Source organism: Sphingomonas sanguinis, assembly GCF_019297835.1.
Classification (GTDB): domain Bacteria; phylum Pseudomonadota; class Alphaproteobacteria; order Sphingomonadales; family Sphingomonadaceae; genus Sphingomonas; species Sphingomonas sanguinis_D.
On record NZ_CP079203.1, the window covers coordinates 1,552,447 to 1,568,157 of the forward strand.

Below are 15,711 nucleotides of genomic sequence, written 5' to 3' on the forward strand. Positions count from 1 at the left end.
GGGCAGGATTCCGATTCGGGTCGGCCGGATGGCGTCGCTCGCATGATACAATATATCCTAGCCATGACCATCCCCTGGATCGCGGCAAGAGCGACTCGCATCGGCAGGTCTCCTGGCTTGCGGGTCGAAGCGTCGGCAATGCGGCCTTCCCGGATCGCTCCAGTGGCTGTTCCCTGTTGCAGGAACCGGCATCACGCGCTCACCGCTTACAGTTGCAGGGACAGCTATGGATTTGCACCATATTCCCGTTTGAAGCCCCGAGGGGCACCGATGCGATAGTCCGGCGGCGTGGCTGAAAGCCGCTGCCGGTCGGCACGGGAATAGTCTGCGCCGAACGGACACGCAAACGGCTTTATCCCGCCGCGCGGTCAGCCTAATCGAAGCGCATGGTGGTTTGGAAAGCGATGCGCCGATGGACACCGGCGGCGGCCTGCCTGGTCGCGGCCTGCTCGGGTGGCAATTACCGGCCGGTCAGCGATTTTCCGGTGCGGATCGGCAAGCCCTATACGGTGCGGGGCATCACCTATGTCCCCGCCGAGGATACGACCTATGACATGCTCGGCTATGCCAGCTGGTATGGCAGCGAATCGGGCAAGCGCACCGCGAACGGCGAACGCTTCCGCCCCGGCTGGGCGACGGCCGCGCATACCACCCTCCCCTTGCCCAGCTATGTCGAGGTGACGGCGCTCGACACCGGGCGGCGGATCATCGTGCGGGTCAACGATCGCGGACCATTCGCGGGATCGTCGCGGATCATCGACCTGTCACGCGGTGCCGCCGAGCAGCTCGGCCTGCGCGCGGTCGGCAAGGCGGCGGTGCGGGTGCGCGTCGTCGAGCCGGACGAAAAGGACCGCGAGCGCCTGCGCCACGGCAAGGCGGCGCGCCCCTTGCCACCGGTTTCGGATGCGGTGCGGGCGAACCTGCTGTCACAGATCGCGGCGGCAGGGATGGCGGTGCGGTAAAGAATGCCCGCCCAAGTCAATAGAATAAGCGGAGTGTGATGATCCGGGACGTACCGTCGCAAAGCTTCAGTATGTGGCGCGTGCCGGTTGCCGCCCGGCTCCAATAGCCATTGAGCAATTCTTGCGACACCGGCTTGTCGTCGATCCCGCATATCTCGGCCCCCGTTCTCAGCCCCACCGTCATCGCTGGCGAGTTCCGCATGACATGCGCGACGGCCCACCGACCGTCGCGAACGAACCCCTGTATGCCGTCTCGGCTTTTGTGGATTGGAGCGACGGGTCGGATCCGGGGCTCCAATGTCATCTGGCCTGCCGTGAGATCGACCGTCATGTTATAGGCCCGCAGGGTACCCATTCCGACCAGCGCCTGGATGCCTGCTCCCCACCAATTGCTGGCATCAATGGTGGCATAAGCTCCGGTAATTTTCTGCTGGCCGATCTTGAAATCCGTCAATCGTCCGAACGGCTGGATCATGGTGCCACCCGCACCGACGGATGCCTTGTCCGTCTGAGGTTTAAAGCCCGTCACCTCGACCGTATTCACGGACAGGGATACCTGGTCATCGGCGCCGGTATCGATCATGGCCGGAGACACGGATTTGCCGTTAATTGAAATGTCAGTGACCAGCCTCGAATTGTTCGGGCCAACCCTGATCGGAGTGCCGTTTTTCAGGGGAACCTTACCGCTTTTCATCAATCGGAAGCGATGATGATCCTGATCGACCTGCCATTCGAATGGGCCAAGCAAGGGCAGGCCGATAACGACATCGACGTCCTTCAGATCGAGAACAGCCAGCTTACTGAGATCGATGACGGTGACGGCACCGGGCTTTACCGTGCGAAAGGCGCCGACGTCGATCGAGACGGAGGACGTCGTATAATATTGGGTCGGCCCCCCAACGCTGAGCGGTTTGCCCCATGGCGTCAGCGGGAGATGATGGGCATCCGCATAGGATTTGCTGACGACGAGATAGTCGAATCCCGTATCGACCATGGCTTTAGCTGGCTGACCGTTCAACATGACGGGGATGATGATATGGTCCCCATCAGGATCGAAGTCGATCCAACCCGATCCGGCATCGGGCATCCAGAATAACGGCGGGTTTGTATACGTGGCGGGCAAAGGGGCAGCAACTTCCTGTGCTGCAACAAACGACGACACACCAAAAATCGCCGTACAGGCGGCAAGCAATTTGCAGACCGCCTGTGTTGTGCGTTCCTGTTTCGCACCCAATTTTTTTGCCATCGCCCCCCCAACCCTCTGACGTTTCGTCACCGCTTTGGCACAATGCGTCCTCTTGTGTTGTGCATGCAAGCACTTGCCTTCGCCGTTGCGCCAAACGGACAGAACACGCCAGAAACGAAAAAAGCGGGCTTTCGCCCGCTTCGTCGTCGTCCACCGATGTCAGTAGAAGATTGGTCGGGGCGACAGGATTCGAACCTGCGACCCCCACACCCCCAGTGTGATGCGCTACCAGGCTGCGCTACGCCCCGACCGAGCGGCGGCCTCTAGGCGGGTTTTCTTCGCGATGCAAGCCTTGATGTTGCGATACCGCCGACACCACATCCGCCTCTCCATTGCGCCTGTCCGCCTGCGATGGTAGCGGGCAGGCTATCCGACATGGGGGCTTGTCGATCGTCATCGGTCGGCACGTACCCGTGCCCATTCAGCATAGACGGGTCCGAATGTTCATTCCCATCACCGCCCCAGTCGCCGCGATGGCAGCCGCTTCCGGGGCCGCCGCATCGAGCGGAGCCGCCTCGTTCCTCAGCCTCGCGCCGCTGCTCCTCGTCTTCGTCGTCTTCTATTTCCTGATGATCCGCCCGCAACAGCGCCGGATGAAGACGCTGCAGGCGTCGATCGAGGCGGTCAAGAAGGGCGATCAGGTCACCACGGCGGGCGGCATCGTCGGCAAGGTGACCCGCGTCGAGGACCAGCTGGTCGAGGTCGAGATCGCGCCGAACGTCCGCGTCCGCGTGGTCAAGGCGACGCTGACCGACGTGATCGACCCCACCGCCAAACCCGCGAACGACTGACCCCATGCTGGATTTCCCCCGCTGGAAGGTCGCTTCCATCGTTGCGTTGCTGGCCGCCCTGTGCCTGCTCGCGATCCCGAGCTTTCTGCCGGAAAGCACCACCAGCAAATGGGGGCCCATCCCCCATCCGCGCGTAAATCTCGGCCTTGACCTGGCTGGCGGCAGCTATCTGCTGCTGGAGGCGGACACGTCCGACCTCGCCAACACGCGGCTGGAGACGATGCGCGATCAGGTCGCGGCCGAAATGCGCCGCGGCAATCCGCGCATCGACATCGGCGACATCTCGGTACGGAACGGCCAGCTCAGCTTCATGCTGCGCGATCCGTCCCAGGTGGATGCGGCGCGCGAGCGGTTGCTGGCGATCACCGGCGGCGGCGCGGGCATGACCGGCCAGCGGGAATGGGACATCCAGGTCGTCGACACCTCGCGCTTCGTGCTGAAACCGACCCAGGCGGGGCTGACCCAGGCGGTCGACACCGCGATGAAGACCGCGACCGAAGTCGTGCGTCGCCGCATCGACGCGCTCGGCACCAAGGAACCGACGATCCTTCAGCAGGGCAGCAACCGCATCGTGGTGCAGGTGCCCGGTCTTCAGGACCCGCAGGCGCTGAAGAACCTGATCGGCAAGACCGCCAAGCTGGAATTCAAGCTGGTCGACACCACCGCCAATCCGGTGGACGTGGCCAAGGGCAATGCACCCGCAGGCAGCCAAGTTCTGCCCTATCCAGGCAATCCGCTGGGCGCGCCGGTGATCGCGGTCAAGCGGCCGGTCATCATCTCGGGCGACCAGCTGATCGACGCGCAGCAGCAGTTCAACCAGCAGACCAACGCGCCGGAAGTGGCGATCACCTTCGACGCACAGGGCGGTCGCAAGTTCGCGCGCATCACTCAGGAAAATACCGGCATGCCCTTCGCGATCATTCTCGATGGTCAGGTGCTGTCGGCGCCCAACATCAACGAGCCGATCCTCGGCGGTCGTGCGTCGATCAGCGGAAACTTCACCGTCGATACCGCGAACCAGCTGGCAATCTCGCTACGCTCGGGCAAGCTGCCGATCGATCTGAAGGTCGTCGAGGAACGTACCGTCGGTCCCGATCTGGGCGCGGACTCGATCCATGCGGGTATCCTGGCCTCGGCGATCGCGGCGCTGGCCGTGGTCATCTTCATGACCCTCACCTATGGCCGGTTCGGCATCTATGCGAACATCGCGGTCATCATCAACATCCTGGTCATCCTGGCCGTGATGGCGATGCTGAACGCCACGCTGACCCTGCCGGGCATCGCGGGCTTCGTGCTGACCATCGGCACCGCGGTCGACGCGAACGTGCTCATCAACGAGCGTATTCGCGAGGAACGACGGCGCGGACGCAATGTCGTCCAGGCGGTCGAGCTGGGTTACAAGGAAGCCAGCCGCACCATCTTCGAGGCGAACGTGACCCACGCGATCTCGGGCGTCATCATGCTCGTGCTCGGCTCCGGCCCGGTCAAGGGCTTCGCGGTCGTGCTGCTGATCGGCATCGTGACCAGCGTGTTCACCGCCGTTACCTTCACGCGGATGCTCGTGGCGCTGTGGTTGCGCCGCGAAAAGCCCAAGACCATCAATATTTGAGGCAGGAGAACAGATCATGCGCCTCCTGAAACTCGTCCCCGACAATACGAACATCGACTTTGTCCGCCTGCGCGGCTGGGCGTTCGGGCTGACGCTCGCGCTCACCCTGCTGGCGGTCGGCGTGACGTTCGCGCGCGGGCTCAATCTGGGCGTCGACTTTGTCGGCGGCCTGATGATCGAAGAGAAATTTCCCACCCCGCCTTCGGCCGACCGGGTCCGTTCGGTCGTCGACAGCCTGGGCGTCGGTGAAGCCAATATCCAGACGGTCGGCGACGGCCGCACCATCAGCATCCGCCTGCCCGTGCCCCCGTCGAAGGACGAAGGCGCCACCAACGCCGTCGTCCGCAAGGTCGAAGCCGCGCTGGGCCAGCAATTCCCCGGCGCGACCTTCAGCCGTTACGACACGGTGTCGGGCAAGGTCTCCGACGAGCTGATCAAGCACGGCGTGCTGGCGGTGGTGTTGGCGATCCTGGGCATCGGCCTGTTCGCCATCTTCCGTTTCGAATGGCAGTTCGGCGTGTCGACCATCGTCGCCATCGTCCACGATCTTCTCGTCACGCTGGGCTTCTTCGCGATCACCCAGTTCGAGCTGGACCTGACGATCATCGCGGCGTTCCTGACCATCATCGGCTATTCGATCAACGACAAGATCGTCATCGACGACCGCATCCGCGAGAATATGCGCCGCTATCGCAAGATGGATATGCGCGAGATCATCAACCTGTCGGTGAACGAGACGCTGCCGCGCACGGTCATGACCTCGGTCACGATCCTGCTGGCGCTGATCGCGCTGCTGCTGCTGGGCGGCCATGTGCTGCGCGGCTTCACTGCCGCGATGATCCTGGGCATCGTGGTCGGCACCTATTCGTCGATCTACGTCTCGTCCTCGCTGCTCATCACGCTGGGCCTGCGCGCCGAGCCGAATCGCGAGAAGCCGGGCACTACCGACAAGCGCAAGGTGGCCGACGCCGAGCGCATCACCCCGCGCGAGGGCTGAGCACCAGCGTGAGCGTTTCGATCCGCATCACGCGCGATCCCACCGCGCCCGGCCCGATCGTCCGTGGCTTTGCCGCCACGGGCTTTCGGGTTGGCGAGATCGCCTATCCCGCGCTGCTCCTGTCGCCCGACTGGCACGAGCCCTGGAGCCCGCCGCCCCTCGAGTCGCTGAGCCCCGAATCGGTCGCCGCGCTGGTCGATGAAGCGCCGGAATTCCTGTTGCTCGGCACCGGCGCGAACCTGCGCCGCGCGCCTGTCGCCTTCGTCGCGGCGCTGGAGGCTCGCGGGCTGGGTGTCGAAGTGATGGACAGCCGCGCCGCTGCGCGTGCTTGGGGCGTGCTGCGCAGCGAAGGCCGCAAGATCTGCGCGGCGCTCTACCCGCTCGACGCATAATTATGGCTTTTCCTCCCCTTGCAGGGGAGGAATCGGTGATCCTACCACCCCCGCGCGACCAGTTCCGCCAGATGCGAGTGCAACGCCGCCGCATTGGCCGCCCAGGTAAAATCCCGCACCACCGCCCGCACCGCCCAGGGATCGGCCGCCTGGTCCAGCACGTCGCGGATCGCGGCGGCGAACTCGCCCGGATCGGCTTGCGCGATGCGCCCCGCAACCCGGCTCGTCACGACATCGCCCGCTCCGCCCGCCGGGGTGATGACGATCGGCGTTCCGCAAGCGAGCGACTCGACCCACGCATTGGCCAGCCCTTCGGATACCGAGGCCAGCGCCATCACGTCTGCCGCACCCAGCAACGCAGGCAGCTCGGCATGGGGTATTGCCCCGAGCAGCCGCACCCGGTCGGCAATCCCCGCCCGCTCGGCCCGCGTGGTGAGCGCGCCGCGTTCCGCCCCCTCCCCCACGATCATCAGCGTGACGCCGGGCAGCCGGGCGACCGCATCGATCACCACGCCGTGCCCCTTGCGCGGGATCAGCGCGCCCAGCGAGATCACCAGCGGCCCGGCGACGCCCAGCGCCTGCTTGGCAGCGTCTTGGTCGATCGGTTGAAAACGGCTCTGGTCGACGCCGGTATGGTGGACGCGAATCCGGTGGCGCGACACGCCCAGCGCCGCCACGTCATCAGCCATCGCGTCACTGACCGCGAGAAGGCCCTCGGCCCGCATCGCCGCCCGCGCCACCTGCTGCCGAGTGGCGGGGGCACGACCCCAGAGATGGATGTCCGCCCCCCGCGCCTTGATCGAGACGGGCACGCCGTAACGCCGCCCCAGTGCGACCGCCGCCGGGCCGTCGGGGAAGAAGAAGGATGCATCGATCACGTCGAACCGGGCTTCGTCGCGCAGCCGGTCGAGCACCGGGATCAGCGCGCGGACCAAGGCGGGCACATGAAACCGCCCGCCGGTGCCGGGGATCGTCACGAAGCGCGGGCGGCTGACGTCCAGTCCCGCCCATTCTTCGCGAAGCGGCAAAGCGGCCTGCGCGCGGAACCGGGCTGACCGCGCCAGCGGCCAGACCGGCAAGCCGATCGGCGCGACCACCCGGACGGCGACGCCCGGACGCGACGCCAGCGCTGCGGTCTGCCGCTCGACGAAAATCCCGAAATTGGGCCGCGTCGCATCGGGAAACAGGCTCGACAGGGTCAGCACGTTCAGCATGAGACCTCTTACTCCCTGTCGAGGCGGAAAAAGCGCCGATATCGGAACATTATGATCGGCGCCGTCCGCCTGAACCACGACTTGCGTTTACAAGATCATAAATCCGACAACCAAGATATACGCCATTCATCAACGCGACAGATCGCGCCTGACACAGTTGAGGCAACCAGCTATCCTTTCGATAGCTTTTGGGTGGGGGATTTCGATGAGCCGATTCGGACGTTTGGGCGCGGCGCTGGCGCTGAGTGCGACGCTGGCGGGCTGCGGCGGCGATGGCGGCAGCAGCAGCGCGATCGGATCGAATACCGGGGGCGGCAGCGGCGGCACCGCGACGGGTACGGTGGACGGCGCCTGCTCGCTGCGCAATCGCCAGAACTGGGTCTCGGCGCAGATGAACGAATGGTATCTCTTCCCGGATACCCTGCCCGCCTCGCTCGACCCTTCGGCCTATACGACGGTCAGCGACTATATCGACGCGCTGACCGCGACCGCGCGGGCGCAGCGCAAGGATCGGTATTTCACCTATCTGACGTCGATCAAGGAAGAGAACGCCTATTACAGCTCGGGCGATTCTGCCGGTTTCGGCTTTCGCCTGACGGTTGATTCGACCCAGTCGAAGCTGATGATCGCCGAATCCTTCGAAAGCGGCGCGGCGCTGGCGGCCGGGATCGACCGTGGGTCCGAGATTCGGGGCATCGGGACCAGCTCCACCAATATCCAGTCGATCGCCGACATCGTTCGCGCCGATCCCAATAACGGCCTGACCAACGCGCTCGGCCCCGACACCACCGGCACGACGCGCTATTTCCAGGTGGCCGACCCCTCGGGCAATGTGCGCGTCGTTTCCCTGACCAAATCGACTTATACGCTCCAGCCGGTGTCGCCCAATTACGGGACGCAGATCATCACCGATAACGGCCAGCGCTATGGCTATATCAACCTGCGCACCTTCATCAGCACCGCCGATCCGCAGCTGCGCGCCGCCTTCGCGACCTTCAAGCAGCAGGGCATCACCCAGGTCGTGGTCGATCTTCGCTATAATGGCGGCGGCAGCATCGATATCGCCGATCTGTTCAACAATCTGCTGGGCGGCAATCGCCAGACCTCGGACGTGATGGGCTATGTCGCCTTCCGCGCCAGCAAGGCGTCGAACAACGAGACGACCTATTTCACGCCGCAAGCCCAGTCGATCGTGCCGACCCGCCTCGCCTTTATCGGCACCGGCGGCACCGCCTCGGCCAGCGAACTCGTGCTCAACCGCACCCTGCCCTATATGGGCGCGAACACCGGGCTGATCGGCGCCAACACGTACGGCAAGCCGGTGGGCCAGATCGCGCGCGACAATGCCCAGTGCGACGACCGGCTGCGCGTGATCGCCATCTCGCTTCAGAACGCCAACAAGCAGGGCGATTATTATAACGGCCTGGCAGGTATCGTGCCTGCCAGCTGCCGCGCCGGCGACGACCTGACCCGCAAGATGGGCGACCCGCAGGAAGCCTCGACCCGCGCCGCGCTCGACTTCCTCCAGGGCAAGAGCTGCACCCCGATCAGCGCGTCCGCCAGCGCACAGGCGGCCGGGACGGGACCGCGCAAGCTGCTCCAGCCCGACCGTCCCTCGGTCGCGCAACGCGACGTGCCCGGGTTGTATTGAGGGGTCGCCCTTCCCTCGCCCCTCTTTGAGGGGAGAGGGTTGCGCAGACTTGGTCTTTGCGGGAGCAAAGGCCTAGTCGGAGCTGGGTGAGGGGAGCAGCGCTCGCCCAAGCGCGCGCGCGAGCCTTGGGCTCGCTCAACCCCTCACCCAAGCTGCGCTAGCCAGCAAAGCTGGCAAGCTCCGCTAACCCTCTCCCCTGTCCAGGGGAGAGGGAAGTCTTTCTTACAGCCGCGTCGTGCCCGCATAGGCGAACAGCGCGTCGCCGTCCGACGACAGGGTGACCGTCTCTTCGCCGGTCACGGTCAGGCACTGGCCCGCGTGGAACGCCACACCCGCGACCTCTCCCGATCCGGTGATCGGGATCAGCCACGCCGTCCGCCCCTCCGGCAGAGCGACCGGATGCTCACCCGCGGCCCAGCGTTCGAGCACGAATTTCGGCCCTTCGACCAGAATGTCGCGCCCCTCGCCTGCCGGTCCCGGCGAAACGATCGGCTGATACGGGGTCAGATGCGCGACATCGACGCCGTCTTCCAGATGCAGCTCGCGGTCGCTGCCATAGTCATAGAGGCGATAGGTGGTTTCGCTGTTCTGCTGCACCTCGATCACGGTCAGTCCGGCGCCGATCGCATGGATCGTGCCCGAAGGAGCGTAATAGAAATCGCCCTCCTTCACCGGCACCCAGTCGAGATCCGCCTCGACCGAGCCGTCCCGCGCGTCGGCGCGCAGCTGTTCTTTGGTCATCGGCGCCTTCGGGCCCAGCGCGATGGTCGAATCGGGCTCGGCGGTCAGGATCGTCCAGCACTCGTCCTTGCCGCGCGGCAGGCCACGGGCCTGGGCCTGCTCGTCGTCGGGGTGGACCTGTACCGACAGCTTCTCGCTGGTGAACAGATATTTGATGAGCAGGTCGGGCGAAGTGTCGCCCGGCTCCTGGAACCACACCTCACCCACAGGCGCGCCGCCCGGTGCGACATCCTCGAACCCCGGATACAGCTTGTGGCGGCCCCAGGGCTTTTCGACGCGGTGGGTATGGAGCATCGTGGCGGGCATGGTCGTTCGATTCCTTCCGATCGGGCGACGGCAGAACCGTCGGGGCAAGGGCGGCGTTCCGTGTCGCCCGGCGCATCCCAATCCCATGCCGCGAGCGCTACCGGAATGGCAAGTCGTCTATCATTGGGACCTATCGTTACGGTTGTGCGGGAAGGACTGTTCCCCGCCCCAATGCTGCGCTAAGGACATGCGCGATGCGTAACCCCCGTTCCCGTGCGCTGTCGCTGGCGCTGATCGCCGCTTTGGCCTTTCCGATCGCGGGTTGCGCCCGCAACCGTAACCGCACCGACCTGCCTTATGTCGCGCGCGACGTCGGCACGCTGTACACGGCCGCCAAAAACCGGCTGGACCAGCACCGCTATAAGGAGGCCGCGCTGCTGTTCGACGAGGTGGAGCGTCAGCACCCCTATTCGATCTGGGCCCGCCGCGCGCAGCTGATGAGCGCGTTCAGCTATTATCTGGGCCGCGACTATACCCAGTCGATCCAGTCGGCGCAGCGCTTCATCTCGGTCCACCCCGGCAACCGCGACGCGCCCTATGCCTATTATCTCATCGCGCTCGGCTATTACGAGCAGATCCAGGACGTCACCCGCGACCAGAAGATCACGCGTCAGGCGCTCGATGCGCTGGGCGAGTTGATGCGCCGCTATCCCAACAGCCGCTACGCCGCCGATGCGCGGTTGAAGGTCGATCTGGTCAACGATCACCTGGCGGGCAAGGAGATGGAGATCGGCCGCTTCTACGAGGATCGCCATCAGTGGCTGGCCGCGTCGATGCGTTTCCGCACCGTCGTCGACAAGTATCAGACGACCAGCCACACGCCGGAGGCGCTGATGCGTCTGGTCGAGACCTATCTGGCGCTGGGTGTACGCCCGGAGGCCGAGCGCTCCGCCGCCGTGCTGGGCGCCAATTATCCGGGCAGCGACTGGTATAATCGCGCCTACAAGCTGATGCGCGAATATCCGGTGCAGCCGATCCCCGCGATCCAGCCGGGCCAGCCCGTGGTGCCGACCGGCACGCCGGGTTCGGTCAATATCGGCCTGCCGGGCGGCGGCAACACCGCCACGCCGAGCGCGGCCGCACCGGGCCGCCCGACGCCGACCGGTAACAACAGCTCGCCGACGGGCTGAGTCACGCTTGATATTCCTCCCCTGGAAGGGGAGGTGGCAGGCCGCAGGCCTGATGGAGAGGTGTCCCGCTATCGAGAGGGGGACACCCCTCCGACGCGCGGGCGCGCCACCTCCCCTTGCAGGGGAGGAATAGATGCACTCCCGAACAAATCGGGATCATTTTTCCTGCGGGGGATAACATCGGCCCGCGTTTCGCTTTATATCGCGCGCCATGCTGACCGCGTTGTCCATTCGTGATGTCGTCCTGATCGAGGCGCTGGACCTGGATTTCGGCCGGGGCCTGGGCGTCCTGACCGGCGAGACGGGAGCGGGCAAGTCGATTCTGCTCGACGCGCTGGGGCTGGCACTGGGCGGGCGCGGCGATAGCGGGCTGGTCCGCCACGGCGCAGGCCAGGCCATCGTCACCGCCAGCTTCGAGGCGCCCGCCCCCGACAGCCGCCTCGCCTCCATCCTCGACGAGGCCGGGATCGAAATCGAGCCGGGCGAGCCGCTGATCGTGCGCCGTCAGGTCAAGGCCGATGGCGGCAGTCGGGGCTTCGTCAACAGCCAGCCCGCCTCCGCCGCGCTCCTCCGCGAGATCGCGCCCTTCCTGGTCGAAATCCACGGCCAGCACGACGATCGCGGCCTGCTGAACCCGCGCGGGCACCGGATGATGCTCGACAGCTTCGGGCGAATCGACACCGGCGCGGTCGCCGCCGCCTGGGCCCGGTATCGCGAAGCCGAAGCCGCGCTGACCGCCGCGCGTGAGGAGATCGAGACGGCGGCACGCGACCGCGAATGGCTGGAACATGCCGTCGCCGAGCTGACCAAGCTCGCCCCCGAACCCGGCGAGGAAGAGGCGCTGGCCGACCGTCGTCGCACCATGCAGCGATCGGAAAAGATCGCGGGCGAGCTGGGGGCGATCGACGAACATCTGCAAGGGTCGGACGGCGCACTGGCGGGCCTGCGCCAGGCCGCGCGCGTGCTGGAGCGGATCGGCGAGGATCACCCCGCGCTCGCCGAGGCGCTGGCCGCGATCGACCGTGCGGTGATCGAAGCATCGCTGGCCGAGGAGCGGCTGATCGAAGCGCAGCGCGAACTCGCCTATGATCCGCGCGCGCTGGAGGAAGACGAGGCCCGACTGTTCGAGCTGCGCGGCATGGCGCGCAAGCACCGGGTCCAGCCCGACGACCTCGCCGAGCTGACCGAGCAGTTGCGTGGACGGCTGGAACGGCTGGACGCAGGCGAGGAAGGCATTGGGCGGCTGGAGGCAGCGGTCTCGACCGCGCGTGCGGCCTATGACAAAACGGCCGAGAAGGTCACCGCCGCCCGCACCGCCGCCGCCGAACGACTGGACAAGGCGGTGAAGGGCGAACTGGCCCCGTTGAAGCTGGATGCCGCGCGCTTCCGCACCATCGTCGCAGCCCTCGAGCCATCAGGCTGGTCGGCGGCGGGCAAAGACCGGGTGGAGTTCGAGATTTCGACCAACCCCGGCGCCCCCTTCGCGCCGCTGATGAAAATCGCCAGCGGCGGCGAATTGTCGCGCTTCATCCTGGCGCTGAAGGTCGCGCTGGCCGAGGAAGGCGGCGCGACAACGATGATCTTCGACGAGATCGATCGGGGCGTCGGCGGCGCGGTCGCCTCCGCGATCGGCGACCGGCTCCACCGGCTGGCGGGGCGCACCCAGTTACTGGTCGTAACCCACAGCCCGCAGGTGGCGGCGCGCGGCGCGGCGCATCTGCTGATCGCCAAGAGCCATGACGGCACCGTCACCCGCACCGGCGTCCGCGCGCTGAGCGACCGGGAACGCCGCGAGGAGATCGCGCGGATGTTGTCGGGTGCCACCATCACCGACGAAGCGCGCGCCCAGGCCGACCGGCTGCTGGAATCGTGACGGATTTTCGTAGAAAATTATTTTATATCTGATAAAGTCAGCGGCGACTGGGGATGTTGGGCTGTCCCCTGAACGTGATGGACCCATCGGATGCCGAACAATTTCGCCTCTGCCGCTCCGACCGTCGATACAAACGATATGAGTGCCTTGGTCGCGAGCCTTCGGTCCTGCCTGACGCTGGCCGACAAGCTCGACCTGCCGATGGTCGCGATCCATATCGAACAAGCATCCAGCTGGATGACGGACCACGGCCTCGCCCCGGAAAGCCCGCGCCCGGCGGACCAGCTCGCCTGACGATAGCCACTGCGTTTCGCGCAACGGCTTGATCCCGCCGTCACCGCTGGACTAGCACGGGCGGCGTGACCGCACCTCAGACCCTGCCGCAAACCGATCTCGAAGCCGCCGCCGAGCTGGACCGCCTGGCGCGGGAGATCGCCCACCATAACCGCCTCTACCATACCGACGACGCGCCCGAGATTTCGGATGCGGATTATGACGCTCTGGTCCGTCGCAACACGGCGATCGAGGCCGCCTTCCCGCACCTGATCCGCCCCGATTCGCCCAACACGCGGGTCGGAGCCGCCCCCGCCGCCCATCTGGCCAAGGTCGCCCATGCCCGGCCGATGACCAGCCTGGACAATGCCTTTACCGATGAAGAGGTCGAGGATTTCGTCGGCCGTGTCCGCCGCTATCTGAAGCTGCCCGAGGACGAACCCGTCACCCTGACCGCCGAGCCCAAGATCGACGGCCTGTCCTGTTCGCTGCGCTATGTCGACGGGCGGCTGGTCCAGGCGCTGACCCGCGGTGACGGCGCGATCGGCGAGGACGTGACCGAAAATGTCCGCACCATCGCCGACATCCCGCAGACCCTGCCCGCCGACGCGCCCGCCATCTTCGAGGTGCGCGGCGAGGTCTATATGAGCAAGGCCGATTTCGCCGCGCTCAACGCGCGTCTGGCGCAGGAAGCGGCCGAGACGGGCAAGGAGGCGCGCCAGTTCGCCAACCCGCGCAACGCCGCCGCCGGATCGCTGCGCCAGAAGAACCCGGCGATCACCGCCGGGCGTCCCTTGCGCTTCCTGGCGCATGGCTGGGGCGAGGCAAGCGACGTGCCGGTCGAGACCCAATTCGACATGGTCGAGGCGTGGCGCCGCTGGGGTTTTCCCATTGCGGATGCCTTTGCCCGCGTGCCCGATGCCGGTGCCGGTGCCGCGCTGGCCATCTATCGCACCATCGAGGCGCAGCGCGCCGACCTGCCCTTCGACATCGACGGCGTGGTCTACAAGGTCGACCGGCTCGACTGGCAAGCACGGCTCGGCATCGTCGGGCGCACCCCGCGCTGGGCGGTCGCGCACAAATTCCCCGCCGAGCGCGCCCAGACCACGCTGGAGAAGATCGACATCCAGGTCGGCCGGACCGGCGCTCTGACCCCCGTCGCACGGCTGGAGCCGGTGACGGTCGGCGGCGTCGTCGTGACCAACGCCACGCTCCACAATGCCGACGAGATCGAGCGGCTCGGAGTCCGTCCCGGCGACCGCGTGGTCCTGCAACGCGCGGGCGACGTCATCCCGCAAATCGTCGAGAACCTGACCCGCGACACGCCCCGCGCCCCCTTCGTCTTCCCCGATCATTGCCCGGAGTGCGGCAGCCTCGCCACGCGCGAGGAGGGCGAGGTCGTTATCCGCTGCACCGGCGGGCTGATCTGCCCGGCGCAGCGGGTCGAGCGGTTGATCCATTTCGTCTCGCGCCATGCCTTCGACATCACCGGCCTGGGGCTGGTCCGCGTCGAGGAGTTCTTCCGCGACGGCCTGATTGCCTCACCCGCCGACATCTTTCGCCTGCACCGGCACCGCGAGGCGCTGATCCAGCGCGAGCGCATGTCGGAACTCGTGGTCGACAAGCTGCTCGCCGCCATCGATGCGCGGCGTGACATTTCGCTCGACCGCTTCCTCTTCGCGCTCGGCATCCGTCATGTCGGTGAGATCACCGCGCGCGACCTAGCCCGCCGTTTCGTGTCGATGGCCGGCTTCCGCGCGATGATCGACGCGGCGCTGACGGTCCGAGCCGAGACCGTCCCCGCACTGGGCGAGCCCGACCGCAAGTTCGAGTTGCGCCGCCAACGCGCCATCGTGGCCGCCATCGACACGCCCCAGATCGGCCCCGAAGTCGCCGACGCGCTGCTCGACTTCTTTGCCGAGGCGCATAACCGCGACGTCGTCGATGACCTCCTGAGCGAAGTCACGCCCGCCGACACCGTCCACCAGACCCGCGAGTCGGAGGTCACCGGCAAGACCCTAGTCTTCACCGGCACGCTCGAAACCCTGTCGCGCGACGAGGCCAAGGCGCAGGCCGAAGCGCTGGGCGCGCGCGTATCGGGATCGGTCTCCGCCAAGACCGACCTCGTCATCGCCGGGCCAGGCGCCGGATCGAAGCTGAAAAAGGCGCAGGATCTGGGCATCCGGGTGATCGACGAAGCCGCCTGGAACGATCTGGTCGCCGCAAGCTGAGCACGGTGGAATCGCGACTCCCCCGTCACGATTTCGGTCTGGCTGGTTACGCCCCGGCGGGGTTCACGCCCCGCCTAAAGCCACCGAACCGCGCAAGCGATGCGAAAATTTCGACGTCGAATGAAGGCCATACGACTGTTATCGCTCCCATAACCGTTGCCAAACTGCAACGCCCTCCAACGGAGTGAAAGCCCCCCTGTCCCCGCCCCGTTCTTTGTAACATAACGGCAATGTTCGTAGCGCAGGGCACGCTCAACCGAGCCGCACAAGCGGCCGGAACGCGCCGCTTCGCGCG

13 protein-coding genes, 1 tRNA gene and 1 riboswitch are annotated in these 15,711 nt (G+C 66.1%); of the genes, 10 read left to right on the forward strand and 4 right to left on the reverse strand.

What is annotated here, in order from left to right:
• Positions 1-85 precede the first annotated feature (85 nt).
• Positions 86-287, reverse strand: a riboswitch (cobalamin riboswitch).
• Between the two features lie 99 nt (positions 288-386).
• Positions 387-962, forward strand: a complete 576-nt coding sequence (locus KV697_RS07120; RefSeq protein WP_257575673.1) for a septal ring lytic transglycosylase RlpA family protein — start codon at positions 387-389, stop codon at positions 960-962.
• A 16-nt stretch (positions 963-978) separates the two neighbouring features.
• On the opposite strand, the gene KV697_RS07125 is transcribed toward KV697_RS07120, so the two are convergent.
• Together KV697_RS07125 and KV697_RS07130 are read right to left on the reverse strand one after the other, a co-directional pair.
• Positions 979-2,238, reverse strand: coding sequence for an aspartyl protease family protein (locus KV697_RS07125; RefSeq protein WP_219020703.1), 1,260 nt, complete (start codon positions 2,236-2,238; stop codon positions 979-981).
• A 141-nt stretch (positions 2,239-2,379) separates the two neighbouring features.
• Positions 2,380-2,456: transfer RNA gene (locus KV697_RS07130), tRNA-Pro, on the reverse strand.
• Positions 2,457-2,648: 192 nt separating this feature from the next.
• On the opposite strand from KV697_RS07130, the gene yajC reads away from it, so the two are divergent.
• The 4 genes from yajC to KV697_RS07150 are packed head-to-tail and all read left to right on the forward strand — an operon-like array spanning position 2,649 to position 5,997.
• Complete coding sequence (gene yajC, locus KV697_RS07135) at positions 2,649-2,999, forward strand: preprotein translocase subunit YajC (protein ID WP_056433418.1); 351 nt, start codon at positions 2,649-2,651, stop codon at positions 2,997-2,999.
• Positions 3,000-3,003: 4 nt separating this feature from the next.
• Positions 3,004-4,608, forward strand: a complete 1,605-nt coding sequence (gene secD / locus KV697_RS07140) for a protein translocase subunit SecD (protein ID WP_219020704.1) — start codon at positions 3,004-3,006, stop codon at positions 4,606-4,608.
• Between the two features lie 16 nt (positions 4,609-4,624).
• Positions 4,625-5,605 (forward strand): protein translocase subunit SecF, encoded by a 981-nt coding sequence (secF, locus tag KV697_RS07145; RefSeq protein ID WP_219020705.1) that lies wholly within the window; start codon positions 4,625-4,627, stop codon positions 5,603-5,605.
• Positions 5,606-5,613: 8 nt separating this feature from the next.
• A complete protein-coding gene (locus tag KV697_RS07150; RefSeq protein ID WP_257575678.1) occupies positions 5,614-5,997 on the forward strand; it encodes an Mth938-like domain-containing protein in 384 nt (127 codons plus the stop codon).
• A 41-nt stretch (positions 5,998-6,038) separates the two neighbouring features.
• Here KV697_RS07150 and KV697_RS07155 read toward each other — a convergent pair whose 3' ends face one another.
• Positions 6,039-7,211: a glycosyltransferase gene (locus KV697_RS07155; protein WP_219020706.1), complete on the reverse strand. Its 1,173-nt coding sequence runs from the start codon at positions 7,209-7,211 to the stop codon at positions 6,039-6,041.
• Between the two features lie 205 nt (positions 7,212-7,416).
• On the opposite strand from KV697_RS07155, the gene KV697_RS07160 reads away from it, so the two are divergent.
• Positions 7,417-8,862, forward strand: a complete 1,446-nt coding sequence (locus KV697_RS07160) for a S41 family peptidase (protein ID WP_219020707.1) — start codon at positions 7,417-7,419, stop codon at positions 8,860-8,862.
• Positions 8,863-9,084: 222 nt separating this feature from the next.
• Here KV697_RS07160 and KV697_RS07165 read toward each other — a convergent pair whose 3' ends face one another.
• Positions 9,085-9,909, reverse strand: coding sequence for a phosphoheptose isomerase (locus tag KV697_RS07165; protein WP_219020708.1), 825 nt, complete (start codon positions 9,907-9,909; stop codon positions 9,085-9,087).
• Positions 9,910-10,103: 194 nt separating this feature from the next.
• Here KV697_RS07165 and KV697_RS07170 point away from each other — a divergent pair, with 194 nt between their 5' ends.
• From KV697_RS07170 to ligA, 4 genes are all read left to right on the forward strand, one after another.
• Positions 10,104-11,039, forward strand: a complete 936-nt coding sequence (locus KV697_RS07170) for an outer membrane protein assembly factor BamD (RefSeq protein ID WP_219020709.1) — start codon at positions 10,104-10,106, stop codon at positions 11,037-11,039.
• A 211-nt stretch (positions 11,040-11,250) separates the two neighbouring features.
• Positions 11,251-12,912, forward strand: a complete 1,662-nt coding sequence (recN, locus tag KV697_RS07175; RefSeq protein ID WP_219020710.1) for a DNA repair protein RecN — start codon at positions 11,251-11,253, stop codon at positions 12,910-12,912.
• A 90-nt stretch (positions 12,913-13,002) separates the two neighbouring features.
• Positions 13,003-13,206: a hypothetical protein gene (locus KV697_RS07180; protein WP_219020711.1), complete on the forward strand. Its 204-nt coding sequence runs from the start codon at positions 13,003-13,005 to the stop codon at positions 13,204-13,206.
• A gap of 65 nt (positions 13,207-13,271) precedes the next feature.
• The gene (gene ligA, locus KV697_RS07185; RefSeq protein ID WP_219020712.1) at positions 13,272-15,416 is read left to right on the forward strand and encodes an NAD-dependent DNA ligase LigA; all 2,145 of its coding nucleotides are present in this window, start codon (positions 13,272-13,274) and stop codon (positions 15,414-15,416) included.
• Positions 15,417-15,711: the final 295 nt, after the last annotated feature.